This is a genomic window from Stenotrophomonas sp. SMYL86, from assembly GCF_036320025.1.
Taxonomy (GTDB): Bacteria; Pseudomonadota; Gammaproteobacteria; order Xanthomonadales; family Xanthomonadaceae; genus Stenotrophomonas; species Stenotrophomonas maltophilia_A.
The window spans coordinates 1-15,151 of the sequence record NZ_JAWIRU010000012.1; the positions used below are offsets into that span (position 1 = coordinate 1).

General features: G+C 68.0%; 15 protein-coding genes. 9 read left to right on the forward strand and 6 right to left on the reverse strand.

The window, feature by feature from the left end:
* Window positions 1-126: 126 nt before the first annotated feature.
* On the reverse strand, window positions 127-960 hold the full coding sequence (locus V3B64_RS13685; RefSeq protein WP_329914279.1) for a hypothetical protein: 834 nt from the start codon (window positions 958-960) through the stop codon (window positions 127-129).
* Between the two features lie 210 nt (window positions 961-1,170).
* Between V3B64_RS13685 and V3B64_RS13690 the strand changes: the two genes are divergently transcribed.
* Complete coding sequence (locus V3B64_RS13690) at window positions 1,171-1,572, forward strand: hypothetical protein (RefSeq protein ID WP_049462943.1); 402 nt, start codon at window positions 1,171-1,173, stop codon at window positions 1,570-1,572.
* 515 nt (window positions 1,573-2,087) lie between these two features.
* Here V3B64_RS13690 and V3B64_RS13695 read toward each other — a convergent pair.
* Together V3B64_RS13695 and V3B64_RS13700 are read right to left on the reverse strand one after the other, a co-directional pair.
* Window positions 2,088-2,795: a YceI family protein gene (locus V3B64_RS13695; RefSeq protein WP_329914280.1), complete on the reverse strand. Its 708-nt coding sequence runs from the start codon at window positions 2,793-2,795 to the stop codon at window positions 2,088-2,090.
* An 86-nt stretch (window positions 2,796-2,881) separates the two neighbouring features.
* Complete coding sequence (locus tag V3B64_RS13700) at window positions 2,882-3,472, reverse strand: malonic semialdehyde reductase (RefSeq protein WP_004139510.1); 591 nt, start codon at window positions 3,470-3,472, stop codon at window positions 2,882-2,884.
* A gap of 120 nt (window positions 3,473-3,592) precedes the next feature.
* Between V3B64_RS13700 and V3B64_RS13705 the strand changes: the two genes are divergently transcribed.
* From V3B64_RS13705 to V3B64_RS13735, 7 genes are all read left to right on the forward strand, one after another.
* Window positions 3,593-4,558 (forward strand): mitochondrial fission ELM1 family protein, encoded by a 966-nt coding sequence (locus V3B64_RS13705; RefSeq protein WP_121504741.1) that lies wholly within the window; start codon window positions 3,593-3,595, stop codon window positions 4,556-4,558.
* A gap of 277 nt (window positions 4,559-4,835) precedes the next feature.
* A complete protein-coding gene (locus V3B64_RS13710; protein ID WP_004139505.1) occupies window positions 4,836-5,063 on the forward strand; it encodes a hypothetical protein in 228 nt (75 codons plus the stop codon).
* A gap of 48 nt (window positions 5,064-5,111) precedes the next feature.
* Window positions 5,112-5,963, forward strand: coding sequence for a DUF2145 domain-containing protein (locus V3B64_RS13715; protein WP_329914281.1), 852 nt, complete (start codon window positions 5,112-5,114; stop codon window positions 5,961-5,963).
* 19 nt (window positions 5,964-5,982) lie between these two features.
* Window positions 5,983-6,486 carry a hypothetical protein gene (locus tag V3B64_RS13720; protein WP_004139502.1) on the forward strand — a complete coding sequence of 168 codons (504 nt, stop codon included), beginning with the start codon at window positions 5,983-5,985 and terminating at the stop codon, window positions 6,484-6,486.
* Window positions 6,487-6,518: 32 nt separating this feature from the next.
* On the forward strand, window positions 6,519-7,034 hold the full coding sequence (locus tag V3B64_RS13725) for a hypothetical protein (protein WP_004139500.1): 516 nt from the start codon (window positions 6,519-6,521) through the stop codon (window positions 7,032-7,034).
* A 75-nt stretch (window positions 7,035-7,109) separates the two neighbouring features.
* Complete coding sequence (locus V3B64_RS13730; RefSeq protein WP_004139497.1) at window positions 7,110-7,670, forward strand: queuosine precursor transporter; 561 nt, start codon at window positions 7,110-7,112, stop codon at window positions 7,668-7,670.
* A gap of 70 nt (window positions 7,671-7,740) precedes the next feature.
* The gene (locus V3B64_RS13735) at window positions 7,741-7,908 is read left to right on the forward strand and encodes a hypothetical protein (protein WP_161785768.1); all 168 of its coding nucleotides are present in this window, start codon (window positions 7,741-7,743) and stop codon (window positions 7,906-7,908) included.
* Window positions 7,909-8,021: 113 nt separating this feature from the next.
* Here the strand turns inward: V3B64_RS13735 and glnE are convergent, their stop codons facing one another.
* The gene (gene glnE / locus V3B64_RS13740) at window positions 8,022-10,817 is read right to left on the reverse strand and encodes a bifunctional [glutamate--ammonia ligase]-adenylyl-L-tyrosine phosphorylase/[glutamate--ammonia-ligase] adenylyltransferase (RefSeq protein ID WP_329914282.1); all 2,796 of its coding nucleotides are present in this window, start codon (window positions 10,815-10,817) and stop codon (window positions 8,022-8,024) included.
* A 449-nt stretch (window positions 10,818-11,266) separates the two neighbouring features.
* Between glnE and V3B64_RS13745 the strand changes: the two genes are divergently transcribed.
* Window positions 11,267-12,781 (forward strand): acetyl-CoA hydrolase/transferase family protein, encoded by a 1,515-nt coding sequence (locus V3B64_RS13745; RefSeq protein ID WP_012509864.1) that lies wholly within the window; start codon window positions 11,267-11,269, stop codon window positions 12,779-12,781.
* A gap of 230 nt (window positions 12,782-13,011) precedes the next feature.
* Here V3B64_RS13745 and V3B64_RS13750 read toward each other — a convergent pair whose 3' ends face one another.
* Window positions 13,012-14,376 (reverse strand): VOC family protein, encoded by a 1,365-nt coding sequence (locus tag V3B64_RS13750; RefSeq protein ID WP_329914283.1) that lies wholly within the window; start codon window positions 14,374-14,376, stop codon window positions 13,012-13,014.
* Between the two features lie 276 nt (window positions 14,377-14,652).
* On the reverse strand, window positions 14,653-15,141 hold the full coding sequence (locus tag V3B64_RS13755) for a hypothetical protein (protein ID WP_329914284.1): 489 nt from the start codon (window positions 15,139-15,141) through the stop codon (window positions 14,653-14,655).
* Window positions 15,142-15,151: the final 10 nt, after the last annotated feature.

Below are 15,151 nucleotides of genomic sequence, written 5' to 3' on the forward strand. Positions count from 1 at the left end.
AAGGTGGGTCAAGCCTGCTTCCAGCAGGCTTGACCACGAACATAGGATCTCGACTCTACAGAGACTCCGCCGCCGCTCATGCACCTTCTTGCCTGGCTGGGTAGTGCCGGCCGCTGGCCGGCAACCTCATGAACCTTCGGCATGAACCTGCAGCTGCCGGCCAGCGGCCGGCACTACCGCGCTGGACGCCACCTGCCGCGTCCACCCGAACCGCTGCGCGGCCCAGATCTCCAGCGCCACCAGCAGCGCGATGATCAGCAACGGCAACAGCAGCCCGAAGTACACGCCGGGCATCATGCCGTTGATCTGCGCCTTCACCAGCCGCAGCACGCCACGGGTGTGCAGCAGCTCATCGACGTGCATGGTCAGCGCCTCGCGCACCACCTTGGGCTCCAGGCCGAGCGTGCCGGCCTTGTCCACCAGCGTGTCTTCCACCATGCCGCGCAGCAGGCCTTCGCGCACTTTGCCGATCACCCAACCGGTGCCGCGCGCCAACGGGCCGTTGCCAAGACGATCAAGACCGGGCAACGGATGTTCGCTGAGGTAGGCCGAGGCGATGGTGTCGGCCACATCGCCCACCGTGCCCTGGCTGCGCAATGCCTCGCGCATGCGCGGGTCGTCCAGCGAATCGGTGAAGCCTTCGCTCCAGCCTTCCACCAGGGTCTGCAGGTGCGGCTGGAAATGATCGAGCTGCTTGAACAGCGCGCGGTGCGCACCAGCAGTGAAGCCCAGCTGCAGGCCGAAGAAGGCGGTGGCCAGCGGCAGCAGCACCACGTAGCTGGCCAGCAGCCAGTGATGCCAGCGCTTGCGCCGCTGGAGCCAACCGCGGCGGTGCAGCCAGCGCCAGGCGAAGATGCCCAGCACCAGGCCAAGCAGCGTACCGAGCAGGCTGCCGCCCAGCAGATCGAGCACGCTCAGGCCCGTCCAGAATTCGTTCAACCAGTACTGCGTGTCCTGCATGGGTCTTCCTTCCGTGGATGCGGCTGCGCCTGAAATGCCAGCCAGGTAGAGTCGACTGTCAGTCGACTATCGCGCGCAGCGCGGAGGTTTCCGGCATCGCGCCAAGAGCAGTCGACTGACAGTCGACTCTACCAAAGCGAAAGCCTCCCGGCCCGGAGCACGCCAAGCAATGCGACAATCGCGCTCCTTTCCTGCAGCAACGAGGGCCACATGGCCAAACTGACCCTGGCCAGCGTGGATGCGCTGCGTACCCGCTTTGCCGATGACGCCGCCTGCGACGCGGCACTGGCCGCCTTCGCCGACACCGCTGCCCTGCGCGTACCGCTGCGTGAGCTGGTGGAGGCACAGCACCGCTACCTGCAGGCCGAATTCGAAGTGGCGCAGGTGGCCGATGTGCTGCGCCGCGACCAGAAGTACGCGCCGGTGGGCCGGCCTTCGATCAACATCGTGCAGCTGCGCAAGCAGCAGGCCGCGACCAAGCAGGCGGCGCTGATCGCACGCCAGGTCGTGGCGCAGGCGGCGCAGACCTTCGTGCGCGTGAGCGGGCTGGCGGTGAAGGCCAAGCAGAGCCCGAGCGAAGCGTGCGTGGCATGGTTGGGCGCGCTGCGCTGAACACGCGTACCCGGTAGTGGCCAACCTTGGTTGGCCCGCGGAGTGCTCGTGTGCCAACCAAGGTTGGCACCTACCAAAGCACTCTCCGGCCCTGCATGAACCGGTAGTGGCCAACCTTGGTTGGCCTGCGAAATGCTCGTGCGCCAACCAAGGTTGGCACCTACCAAAGCACTCTCCGGCCCTGCATGAACCGGTAGTGGCCAACCTTGGTTGGCCTGCGAAATGCTCGTGTGCCAACCAAGGTTGGCACCTACCAAAGCACTCTCCGGCCCTGCATGAACCGGTAGTGGCCAACCTTGGTTGGCCCGCGAAATGCTCGCGTGCCAACCAAGGTTGGCACCTACCGAAGCACTCTCCCGCCCTGCATGAACCGGTAGTGGCCAACCTCGGTTGGCCTGCGGAGTGCTCGTGTGCCAACCAAGGTTGGCATCTACCAAGGCGTCCCCCACGCCCAAAAAAGAAGGCCCGCTTTTCAGCGGGCCTTCTGCCTTCTCACGACGAGTGAGCGGGGTGCATCAAGCGGCCGGCTTTTCGCCGGTGGCTTCGGTGGTGATGCGGATCTTCACTTCATCGCTGACGTTCGGAGCATACGCGCCGACGCCGAAATCGCTGCGCTTCAGGGTGGTGGTGGCATCGAAGCCGGCGGCCGGAACCTTGGCCATCGGGTGCTCGCCGCCGCCGTTGACGGTCACGTCCAGGGTGACCGGCTTGGTGATGCCCTTGATGGTCAGGTCGCCGGTGACGGTCAGCTTGTTGGTGCCAGCGGCTTCCACCTTGGTGCTCTTGAAGGTGGCATCGGCGAACTTGGAGGCGTCAAAGAAGTCGGCGCTCTTCAGGTGCTCGTCGAACTTGGCGGTGAAGCTGTTCAGGCCGCTCAGCGGCAGCTTCACTTCCACGGTGGACTTGGTCACGTCTTCGGCGTTGTACACCAGGGTGCCTTCAACGTTTCCGAAGTGCGCGCTCGGGTTGGAGAAGCCGAAGTGGCTCCACTGGGCCAGCACGTCGGTGTGGGTCGGGTCCAGCTTGTAGGTGCCCGAGGCGATCTTGATCGCTTCGGCGGCCGGCGCAGCGGCAGCGGCATCGGCAGCCGGGGTGGCAGCCTGTTCGGTGGTGGCCGGGGCGGCAGCGTCAGCAGACGGGGCAGCGGTGTCGGCCGGCTTGGAGCAGGCGGCGATGGCCAGGGTCAGGGCCAGCGGCAGCAGCAGTTTACGGGTGGCGCTCATCTGAGGAACTCTCCGGATCGTAGGGTGGGTACACGGTGCAGCAAGAGCCTGCCACGGGACGGCAGGCCCGAAACCGATACAGCGACTTACGCGATGCGCGCCGCTTCGTCGAACGACAGGCGCGGCAGACGCGGGAACAGGCCCGCCGAGTCACCGTAACCCAGGTTGACCAGGAAATTCGACTTGATGGAGGTGCCGGCGAAGAAGGCTTCATCCACCTTGGCTGCATCGAAGCCCGACATCGGGCCGGCATCCAGGCCCAGCGCGCGTGCGGCCAGGATCAGGTAGGCGCCCTGCAGGCTGCCGTTGCGGATGGCGGCTTCGTGGCGGCCTTCCTGCGGGCCGTCGAACCAGGCCTTGGCATCGGTGTGCGGGAACAGGTACGGCAGCTTCTCGTGGAAGTCCAGGTCGAAGCCGATGATGACGGTGACCGGGGCGGCCATGGTCTTGTCGTGGTTGCCTTCGGACAGGGCCGGGGCCAGCTTGGCCTTGGCTTCCTTCGAGGTGACGAAGACGAAACGGGCCGGCGTGGTGTTGGCGGCGGTCGGGCCCCACTTCACCAGGTCATACAGTTCCTGCAGCAGGCTGGCCGGGACCGGCTTGTCGAGGAAAGCGTTCTGGGTGCGGGCAGTACGGAACAGCTGGTCGAGGGCAGCAGCGTCGAGCGCGTGGGACATCGGTGGATCTCCAGGGCGGCTAAGGGAAGTCAGTGCCCGCGGGCGGCGCGGGGCGAAACGACGAGCCGCAGTGTAGAGTGTCGCGACTGTTGCAACACCCAGCAGGGCTGAAACGAATTAATGCCACAGGTGAAACGATCGAGCGCGCCCTGGACGGTCACGGACGGCCGTGCGGGCAATGTCCGCCAGGCGGTCGCGCTGGCCTCTGCGCTGCGCCAGGGCACCCATCGGCCGCTGGTCCTGCAGCCCCGCGCACCCTGGCGCTGGCTGTCGCCGCGGCGGCTGCCCGGTGATGTGAACGGCTATGGCGAGGCATTCGCGACGCTGGCCGCGGACGCACCGCCGCTGGCGATCGGCTGTGGCCGTCAGGCCGCCGGCGCACTGCGCGTGCTGCGCGCACGTGGCAGCCAGGTGGTGCAGATCCTCGACCCGCGCATCAATGCCCGCCACTGGGACATGGTGGTGGTGCCCGAACACGATGCCCTGCGTGGCAGCAACGTGCTGACCCTGCTCGGCAGCCTCAATCCGGTGGACGATGACTGGCTGGCCTGGGGCCGCGCCGCGTTCGCCGGCTTCAGTACCCTGCCCGGCCCGCGCACCGCGCTGCTGGTGGGCGGGCCGACACCGCTGGCGCCCTGGGACGAGACCGCGATGGTGGGCGTGTTCCAGGCGTTGGCCGAGCAGATCCGCAGCGAGGGCGGCAGCCTGCTGGCCACGACTTCGCGGCGCACGCCACCGGCCTTGGCCGAGATCCTGCGCGCGACGTTCGCCGACCTGCCGCACGTGATCTGGGGCGACGGCGGCGACGGTACGAATCCTTATGGCGGCCTGCTCGGCTGGGCCAACCGCGTGGTGGTCTCGCCCGATTCGGTGAACCTGCTGTCTGAAGCCTGCGCCACGCGCATGCCGGTGATGGTGGCGCTGGCCGATACCGCGCAGGGCCGCTTGGCGCGCTTCCAGCAGCAGCTGCGCGAGCGTGGGCGGTTGCAGGCGCACTGGCTGGACTGGCAGTACGACCGTATCGAGCCGCTGCGCGAGACCGCGCGGGTGGCGGCAGAAGTGAAACAGCGCCTGGCATTGCGGTAGTGCCGGCCGCTGGCCGGCAATCCTCGGCGCCTGGCATCACGGTAGTGCCGGCCGCTGGCCGGCAACGCTGTACCCATTGCCGAACACCCTGTCGTTGCCGGCCAGCGGCCGCCTGGGCGGCGGGCGCGCCGGGGCCCGCGCCCGGCGCCCCCGCGGCCCCCCCCCCGGGGGGGGCCCGCCCCGCCCCCGCCACTACCCGGGTGCCCAGCGTTTTCTGAACATTTCGATCCGGCTGCGCGGTTAGAGTCCAGCGTCCCCCATCACTCTGAACGTCTTCATGCGTACCCTGCTCCTGCTGCCCCTGGCCCTGCTCGCGGCCTGCTCCACCACGCCCACCGAGCTGGATCCGATTTCGTATCAATGCCAGCAGCAGCTGGACGCGTACCGCGAACAACCGGCGCTGCGCGATCCGAAGGGCCAGCGCCCGCCGCTGCCGGTGGCCCCGATCAGCGATGCCTGCGACAAGGAGCTCCAGCGCAAGGGCGTGGATCGTCCCCTGCGCTGAGCAGCGTATGATCGGCGCGCGGGCCTGCCCGCCGTTGAAGGTATCGACATGGATCGTTTCTCCCGCCTGCCGCGCGCCGCGCTGCTGATCGCCAGCCTGCTGGCGACCGCACCGGCCTGGGCCAACAGCACCGAATGCCGCGAGCGCTACCCGAGCGTGGCCGCGCAGGCGGCGATGCTGGACGTGGCCTGGACCACCGCTGAGCGCCTGGACGCGCTGCCCGATGTGGACGTGGTGGTGGCCGCGCGCGGTGGCCAGGACCTGAGTCGCTACGGCCTGCGCCACAGCCATCTGGCCTTCCTGCTGCGCGAAGACGATGGCCGCTGGCGCGCGATGCACCTGCTCAACCGCTGCAAGACCGACAGCTCGCAGCTGTACCACGAAGGCCTGGGCAACTTCGTCGGCGAGAGCGGCGGCCATACCGACCTGCGCATCGGCGTACCGTCGGCACCGCTGCGTGCAGCACTGCGCGCGATGCTGGTCTCGCCCTCGATCCAGCCCAAGGCGCTGCACGAAACCAGGTACAACGTGGTCGCCTACCCGTTCGCCACCGACTACCAGAACTCCAACCAGTGGGTGCTGGAAGTGCTGGCAGCAGCGATGGCACAGGCCGATGGCGCACCGGCCATCGTCAAGCGCGAACAGGCCCAGCAGTGGCTGCGCCAGCAGAAGTACCAGCCCAGCGTGCTGCATATCGGCCTGGGCAAGCGCGTGGGTGCGCGCCTGTTCGTGGCCAACGCCACCACCACTGACCATCCGGCCGGCGAACGCATCTCCGGCAACTATTCGGTGGTGACGGTGGAATCGGTGTTCGATTTCCTGCACCAGCGCAGCCAGCTGCAGCAGGAACTGGTGATCCCTCACGTGCCGGTAGCTGGTGCTGCCGCCGCCACGCCCTGAATCCAGCAAGGAGAACGACATGCGTACCCTGCCCGCCGTCCTGATGCCGATGCTGATCGTCGCAAGCCTGGCCTGGTCCACGGCCGCTCATGCAGAGCGCCGCATCGTGATCATCCATGACCCGGGTCCGCAGGGACCGAGCCTGGAGATGTCCACACAGATGGTGACGTCGGCCCGCGCGGCGGCGGCGAAGGAAGCCCAGGATGCCGCCGACGCTGGCCAGCCGCTGGCCCGCCCGCAGCAGATCAAGCTGCCGCAGATGCAGGTGAGCGCCATCGCCACCACCGTGGATGGCCGCCGCGAAGTGCTGCTGCGCGATGCCAACGATCCGCAGAACACCGCATCGATGCAGTACCCGCGCGGCATCGGCGATCCCGCCGTGCAGTTCACCGTGGGCCAGACCGTGAACTTCGAACCGACCGGCGCCGACCAGGGCTGGCAGCTGAAGGACAACCAGGGCCGCCCGCTGGAATACCTGCCCGAGGCCACCGGCCCGCGCGACATCTTCGATACCCGGCGCTGAGCCGCCGTCCCCACCCTGACCAGGAGGTCTCCATGTTCCGTTGCCTGCGCGTTCCCGCCACTGCCCTGCTGCTTTCGGCGCTGGTGGTGCCCACCGTCCATGCCGGCGCCGCGCCGCAGTTGAACAGCGGCCAGACCAGCGTGCTGGTCACGTCGCTGATCGTGCTGTCGATTCCGTTGGCCACGTCGATGGGACTGGCCGAACTGTCCAAGGCCCCGTTCAAGGCCAGCGAGCGCAACGGCAAGGTCGCCGCACGCACGCCGGCGGTGCCGCTGCCACCGATGGAAGTGAAGCAGGTCGCCACCACGCCAGCCGGTGATCGCCAGGTGCACCTGCAGGTGCCCGGCAAGGCCGACCAGACCGCAACGCTGCAATGGCCGGCGGCTGCAGGCGATGACCCGATTGCCGGTTTCGTCGTCGGCCAGCAGGTGCGCTTCGACCCGACCGACGCGGGTGCCGGCTGGACCGTGAAGAGCGCGCAGGGCCAGGCGCTGGCCTATGTGCCGACCGCCTATGCCGCCGGCGATGTGATGAGCGAAACGCTGTAAAGCTGAACGGCCGGTTTTGGCATTGCCGCGGGCCGGGCGGATAATGGGCGATCCCCTTTGTCCCCCTGGCTCGCCATGTCCGTGCGTCCTGCCCCTGTGTTTGCCCCGTTGACCGCCCGCGCCCTGGTGCTGGCGGTGCTGGCCATGGGCGCGGTGGTGCTGCTGTCCAACGTGCTGGTGCAGTACCCGATCAACGATTGGCTGACCTGGGGTGCTTTCAGTTACCCGGTCGCGTTCCTGGTCAGCAACCTGATCAACCGCCGCTTCGGCCCGGGCCCTGCCCGCCGCGTGGCGTGGATCGGTTTCGCGGTGGCGGTGCTGCTTTCGATCTGGGTGGCCACCCCGCGCATCGCCATTGCCTCGTGCTCGGCCTTCATCGTGGCGCAGCTGCTGGACATCACCGTGTTCGACCGCCTGCGCCGTGGCAGCTGGTGGCGCGCACCGATGGTGGCCACCACCTGCAGCGCGACGGTGGATACCACCATTTTCTGGTCGATCGCGTTTGCCGGTTCGACCCTGCCGTGGGTGAGCTGGGCTGCCGGCGACCTGGCGGTGAAGCTGGCGATCGGCGTCTGCCTGCTGGCCCCGTTCCGCGCGCTGTTGTGGAAGATGGCGCCGCTGCGCACCACCAGCTGACCGCCGTTGCTCTGGTAGGTGCCAACCTTGGTTGGCACGCTGTTGCCGGGGTCATGAACGCTGACGGATTGTGCCAACCAAGGTTGGCACCTACCAACAGCAGGCCAATGCTCAGATCATTGATCCGGCGGGTCATCGCCGGGCTATTGATCCGGTAGTCGCCAACCTTGGTTGGCGCTTTGCATTCATGCCAACCAAGGTTGGCATCTACCAACAGCAGGCCATCGCCGGCCAATGATCCGGTGGGTGCCGACCGTTGGTCGGCACGCCCTGCAGAACCCATCGCTGCCGACAGATGGTGCCGACCAACGGTCGGTACTCACCCAAAGTTGTTGCAGCATTTGCACCCACTCAGGCGAACGGCAGCTCCGCGGCGATGCACGCGGCGGTAATCGCGGCACACGCGTCTTCAATCGCGGGCGTGGTCGGTGCCAGTCGCGGGCGCCGGTCCAGGGTGCAGGCCAGGCCCACGTCCAGCAGCGTGGCATGTGCTCCATGCAATGCCTGCGCCGTGTCTTCCGGCAGGAAACCGGCAACCGCCAACGCATCGATCAATGACGGCGTATCGCGCGGCTGCAGCAGCGCTGCATGCCGGGCGCTACGCGCCAACACGCCAGTCTGCAGCAGGAACTCCAGGTCCACCACGCCACCCGCGCCCTGCTTCAGGTCCAGCCGCGCGGCATCGCTGCGGTCCAGTTCGGTGCGCATGCGGCCACGCATCTTCAGCACGTCCGCGTACAGCACACCCGTGTCGCGCTCACGCCCAAGCGTCTGCGCACGCACCTGCTCGAAGTCGGCCAGCAGACTGGCATCGCCAGCCACGCCACGCGCGCGCACCAGCGCCTGGTGTTCCCAGGTCCACGCGCGTTCGCGCTGGTATTCGGTGTAACTGGCCAACGAAGACACCAGCGAACCCTTGCCGCCATCCGGGCGCAGGCGCACGTCGATGTCGTACAGGCGCCCGGCGGCGGTCACCGCACCGAGCAGCGCCATCACCTTCTGCGCGAGGCGCGCATACCAGCGCCCCGGCTCCAGCGGACGCGCGCCATCGCTGGCATCCACGCCGGCCGGGTTGTCGTGCAGGAACACCAGGTCCAGGTCGGAACCGAAGCCCAGTTCAAGCCCACCAAGGCTGCCGTAGCCGATGATCGCGAAACGCCCGCCGGGAATCTCGCCGTGCGCGGCATGCATGTCCGCTTCGGCCATCGCCAACACGGTGACTACCACCGCCTGCGCCAGCTCGGCCAGTTGCCGCGTGCTGTCGACCGCGCCCTGGCGGCCATCCAGCGTGGCCATCGCCATGCGGAAGCTGAGTGCCAGCCGCGTTTCATTGAGCCAGCGCAGTGCGGATTCGGGATCCTCCACTGCCAGTACCTGCTGGCATTCGGCCAGCATGCCGGCGAAGTCGGGCATCGGGCCGGACACGCGTACGTCCAGCAGCTCGTCCAACAGCAGCGGATACGCCGCCAGGCGCTCGGCCAGCAGCGCGCTACGCGCCAGCACATCGACCAACCGCGCCAGTGCGCTGGGCTGTTCGTCCAGCAAGGCGAGATAGCTCGTCCGGCGCAGCACCGCCTGCAGCAGGCCGAGCACGCGCTTGAGCGCGGCATCCGGCTGCGGCGAACGCGTGGCCGCATGCAGCAGCGCGGGCAGCACGCGATCCAGCCGCGCACGCGCGGCATCGGACAACGACTTCACGCCGGTGCCCTGGGCGAAGTCGCGCAGCGACTGGTCAGCGCCGTTGGCATCGAGGAAACCGGCTTCGGCCAGCAGCGGTGCGTTGCTGCCTTCGGGCAGGCTGCGCCAGTAGTTGGCCAGCGCATCGGGCGCGGCCTGGCCCTTGCGCGGTGCCAGCAACGCGGCGAATTCGGTACTGACCCGCTGCTGCTGCACGGCCAGTGCCGCGCGCAGCACCTCCCAGTCCGGGTAGCCGAGCCCAACAGCGATGCGTTCGCGGTCAAGGGCGTCGCTGGGCAGCACATGGGTCTGCGCGTCACGCAGCATCTGCAGGCGGTTTTCCAGCCGGCGCAGGAACAGGTAGGCCTCGCGCAGCGCACTGCCGTCCTCGGGCGCGATCTGCCCGGCGGCCACCAGTGCGTCCAGCGCCACCAGCAGCCGACGCTCGCGCAATGCCGGTTCACGACCACCGCGGATCAGCTGCAGCGCCTGGCACAGGAATTCGATTTCGCGGATGCCACCGGCACCGCGCTTGATGTCGTCGTGCAATTCGCGGCGTGCGACTTCAGCGGTGATGGCCGCCTTCATTTCGCGCAGGCCGTCTAGCGCGGTGAAATCCAGGTAGCGGCGGTACACGAACGGGCGCAGGGTCTGCAGCCACGCCTCACCGGCCTCGATATCGCCGGCCACCGCGCGCGCCTTCAGCCAGGCATAGCGTTCCCAGTCGCGGCCCTCACGCTGGAAATACTGGTCCATCGCCGCGAACGACAGCGCAACCCGACCGGCGCTGCCGAACGGGCGCAGGCGCAGGTCGACGCGGTGGCTGAAACCATCAACGGTGGTTTCGTCCAGCAGCTTGGCCAGGCGCTGGCCGAGACGGGCGAAATATTCTTCCGCCGCCAACGGACGCGGTCCATCGGATTCACCTCCCTGCGGATAGGCGTAGACCAGGTCCACATCGGAACTGAAGTTGAGCTCGCCACCGCCCAGCTTGCCAAGGCCGAACACCACCAGCTGCTGCGGCGTGCCATGTTCATCAGCGATGACGCCGTGGCGCTGGGCGAATTCCTGCTGCAGGGCGTCCAGTGCCAGCCGCAGGCAGTCCTCGGCCAAGGTGGTGGCGCCAGCGAGGGTCTGCGCCACGTCGTCCAAACCGGTCAGATCGCGCCAGATCAGCCGTGTGGACATTGCCGTGCGCCAGCGCCGGATCTGCGCCGGCCAGTCGCTGGGCTGCAGCGGATCGAGCATCGGCGCCGGGATCGGCGGGCAGCCGGGGGCGGCCAGCTGTGCCAGCAGCGCCGGTTGCCGCACCAGGGTGTCCAGCGCGAAGTCGCTGGCCACCGCCAGCCGGGTCAGCAGCGGCAGCAGCTCGGCAGGAACGGGCTCGGGCAGGGCCTGGGCCAGGCGCGCCAGCGCGCGGTCGACGAGGGGCTGCAGGGAGGTGGGCAGATCGGCGGGGGCGAGGGTCATGGGCTGATTGTATCGACCCGGCCGGGACGCAACGGACCCGGTAGTGCCGGCCGCTGGCCGGCAGATCCGATGATCCTGCCGAAGGTTACTGGGGTTGCCGGCCAGCGGCCGGCGGGGGGGGGGGGGGGCGGCGGGGGGGGGGGGGGTGGGGGGGGGGGGCCCCCCCCCCCCCCCCGCCACTACCGATAATGGAGACCGCGTATTCATACTGGACGACAGGCAATAAAAAAGCCCGCTTGCAGCGAACTGCCAGCGGGCTCTGCTCCCTCCCCCACGTCGGGATGCAGGTCCATCGTGCGGGCTGCGAAAGCACTTTGCACGCTGCACTGCAAAACAAAACCGGCGGGTTTGGGTGACCCCTGCGGGAAAAGCCATTCCACGAAGGTAGAACCCCCCGTACGGATGAGGATGGCCGATAATCGGAATTCCCCCCAGCAACACGTGTCGTCATGTCTGTTGATCGCATCGCCAACGCGCGTCTTCGTGACCGCGTGGTCTCCGCAGAGGCCGCAGCCGCGCTGATCCAGCCCGGTGAAACCGTGGCCATGAGCGGCTTTACCGGCTCCGGGTATCCCAAGGCCGTTCCCGTCGAACTGGCCCGCCGCATCGAAGCGGTGCATGCCCAGGGCCAGCCCTTCCAGATCAGCCTGATGACTGGCGCCTCCACCGCGCCGGAACTCGATGGCGCGCTGGCCAAGGCCGATGGCATCGCCATGCGCATGCCGTTCCAGAGCGACCCGGATGCGCGCAACCGCATCAACGAGGGCAAGCTGGATTACATCGACATCCACCTCAGCCACGTGGCCCAGCACGTGTGGTTCGGTTTCTATGGCGAGATCGATACCGCCGTGATCGAAGTCTCGGCCATCCGCGAAGACGGTTCGCTGGTGCCCTCCACCTCGGTCGGCAACAACAAGACCTGGCTGGACCTGGCCAAGAAGGTGATCGTCGAGGTCAACGAATGGCAGCCGGCCGGCGTCGACGGCATGCATGACATCTACTACGGCACCGCGCTGCCGCCTCACCGCAAGCCGATTCCGCTGGTGAACGCCAACGACCGTATCGGCGACACCGCGCTGCGCTGCGACCCGGACAAGATCGTGGCCGTGGTGCGTACCAACGGCCCGGACCGCAACAGCCCGTTCAGCCCGATCGATGCGACCAGCGAGCAGATCGCTTCGCACCTGATCGAGTTCCTCAAGCATGAAGTGAAGAAGGGCCGTCTGCCGCCGAACCTGCTGCCGCTGCAGTCGGGCGTGGGCAATATTCCGAACGCGGTGCTGGCCGGCCTGGCCAAGAGCGGCTTCCGCGACCTGGCCGCGTTCACCGAAGTGATCCAGGACGGCATGCTCGACCTGCTGCGCGACGGCGTGCTGAGCTATGCCTCGTGCACCGGCTTCGCGCTGAGCCCGCAGGCCAACGAGACGTTCAAGGAGAACATCGATTTCTACCGCGAGCGCATCATCATGCGCACGCAGGAGATCTCCAACCATCCGGAACTGGTGCGCCGCCTCGGCTGCATCGGCATGAACGGCATGATCGAGGTGGACATCTACGGCAACGTCAATTCGACGCACGTGATGGGCACGCGGATCATGAACGGCATCGGCGGTTCCGGTGACTTTGCCCGCAACGGTTTCCTGTCGGCGTTCCTGAGCCCGTCCACCGCGAAGAACGGCACCATCTCGGCGATCGTGCCGATGGCCAGCCATGTCGACCACACCGAACACGACGTGTCGGTGATCGTCACCGAACAGGGCTTGGCCGACCTGCGTGGCCTGACCCCGCGCAAGCGTGCGCAGGTGCTGATCGACAACTGCGCGCACCCGGATTTCCGCCCGCAGCTGCAGGACTACTTCGACCGCGCCAGCCGCGAGAGCTACGGCAAGCACACCCCGCACCTGCTGCCGGAAGCGCTGTCGTGGCACCAGCGTTGGCTGGATACCGGCACGATGAAGGGCTGAGACCCGCTTTTGTAGAGTCGAGCCATGCTCGACTGCTTTTCTCGGCAGCCGAGCATGGCTCGGCTCTACAGAGGGCAGCGCCATGACCCCAGGCACGGACATCGGGTAGAGCCGGGGGGGGGGGGGGGGGGGGCGCCCCCCCCCCCCGGGGGGGGGGGGGGGGGGCCGGGGGGGGGGGGGGGGCCGCTGGCCGGCTTCCCAAAACAGCCGGCCAGCGGCCGGCTCTACCTTCACGCGGTGCGCAGGCTCGCCAACGATTCGGCCTGCAGCCGCTCGTAGATCTCGAACTCGTCATTCACCGCCACGCCCAGCGCCTGCTCGAAGGCCTCGCGGTTGGCATGCGCGGCATAGGCACGCTGTTCTTCACCGCCCAGGTTCGACTGGAAGATGCCCGCGGCACTGACCGGCAGGAAATCCTCGTAGACGATCGGGTCGGCCGTGGCCAGGCCTGCGGCCACCAGCACTTCAGCCGGCAGATCGGCCACGCGCTCCGGCGCGGCGCGGCCGGCATCGGTCAGCTGGTAGCGGTAATAGCCCAGGCCTTCCTGGCGCAGCGTGTCATGGTCATCCGGGAAGCTGGCGAACACCGCCTGCAGGCGCTGGCCGTAGTCGCCGCCGGTGCTGCCTTCGCCACCGGCATCACGGGCCTGCGAAAGCAGCTGGTCGTACAGCGCGCGGCCCTTCGGGGTCAGCGCAAGGCCACGCTGTTCGATCTCGCCGAAGCGCGCTGTGTGGGTGCCGGCATCACCACCCTCACTGTCCGGGAAATGCACGGCTTCTTCCAGTGCCTTGAAACTGGTCTGCCGCAGCAGGATCGGGCAGGCACGGCGCGGCGGGCCTTCGATCACCGCCTTGGCCGCCATGCCATGCTCGATCATCGCCGCCTGCGCCGCGTCGATATCCAGCGTGCGCGGGGTCAGGTGGTTGATGTGCGGGCCACGGAAACTGACCACGTCGGCCACCAGCCGATGCGCGTTGTGCAGCGCGTGGTAGGTCGGCAGATCGACGGTGGCATCGCCGTGCCAGCGGAAGGTTTCCAGTGCTTCATCGACGAAGCGCTCGGCATCGGCCTGCGACAGCCCGCCGTCACGCTCGGCCTGCTCGATCAGCGCCAGCGCGCCCTCGGTGAAGATGCGGCGACGTGCAAGGATCTTTGCCGATTCGGCACGCAGCGCTTCGTCTTCGATCAGCTCCAGGCGCAGCAGCGAGGTGAACACGCGGAACGGGTTCTGCGCCAGTGCGGCACCAGTCAGCGGGCGGAACGCGGTGGAATGCACCGGCACACCGGCCACGGACAGGTCGTAGTAGCCGACCGGGTACATGCCCATCACCGCGAACAGGCGGCGCAGCGTGGCCAGTTCCTGCACGGTGCCGACCCGGATCGCGCCGTGGCGCTCTTCATCCAGGCGCGCGCGCTCGTCGTTGCGCTGCAGCTGCGCGGCCAGCGCAGGGTCCTGGTCAAGCACCTGCGCGTTGATCCGCTCCACCAGTTCCACCAGCGTGCCGTACAGCGGCACTTCGGTGCGGTACATGCGGGACATGGCCTGCGCGAACAGGCGGCGGATCACATCAGGCGAAACGAAAGAGGAGCTCATCAGTCACTCGATTACGGGAACGGGGAACAGCTCGAACCCGTATTGTCGCCGGAGCGCGGGGCCGCGGCGATATGCAGAGCAACATGAAGGAAATCGGTAGTGCCGGCCGCTGGCCGGCAAACTCGGGATGCCTGGAATGATGCAGTTGCCGGGCCGCGGCCCGGGCAACAGGGAGATCTGGGGGCTCAGGGGTGCATCACGGACCCGGTCCCCCCGCCCCCGCCCCCCCAACCGCGGGAGCCCGGCGCCGCCCCCCCCCCCCCCCCCCGCCCCCCACTACCGCTTGAGCTGGCGCCTCAGGGTGGCATCCAGGGTGATCGGCCGGTCCCAGTGCTGGTAGCTGGCCACGATGGCATGGCGCACGGCGCGGTAATGCAGGTTGTCCGGCTTGGCCGGCATGCGCTTCACCACCGCCTCCCAGCCGCCCTCCGGGTCCTGGCTGAAGGCGCGCACGCTGTCGCGGCAGGTCTGGCCGCTGGCCTTGGCCCAGAAGCAGGCGAAGTAGATATCCCCGGCCTGCCAGCCATGGGTGGTGAACAGCGCGCTGATGTAACCGCGCGGCACCTCGGCATAGCGCGACACTTCGTCGAGGAAGGCGTCGGGGTAGCGTTCGGCGTAGTGGTTGATGTCCTGCAGCTGGGCATCGACCCAGCGGTCACCGGTTTCCACCGTGTAGGCCGCCGAACGTTCGGCGGTCTGCTGGGCCAGCACGGTGGCCGGCACCAGCAGCAGGGACAACAACAGCGCGCGCACTCGGACGTTCATGCCCCGATTC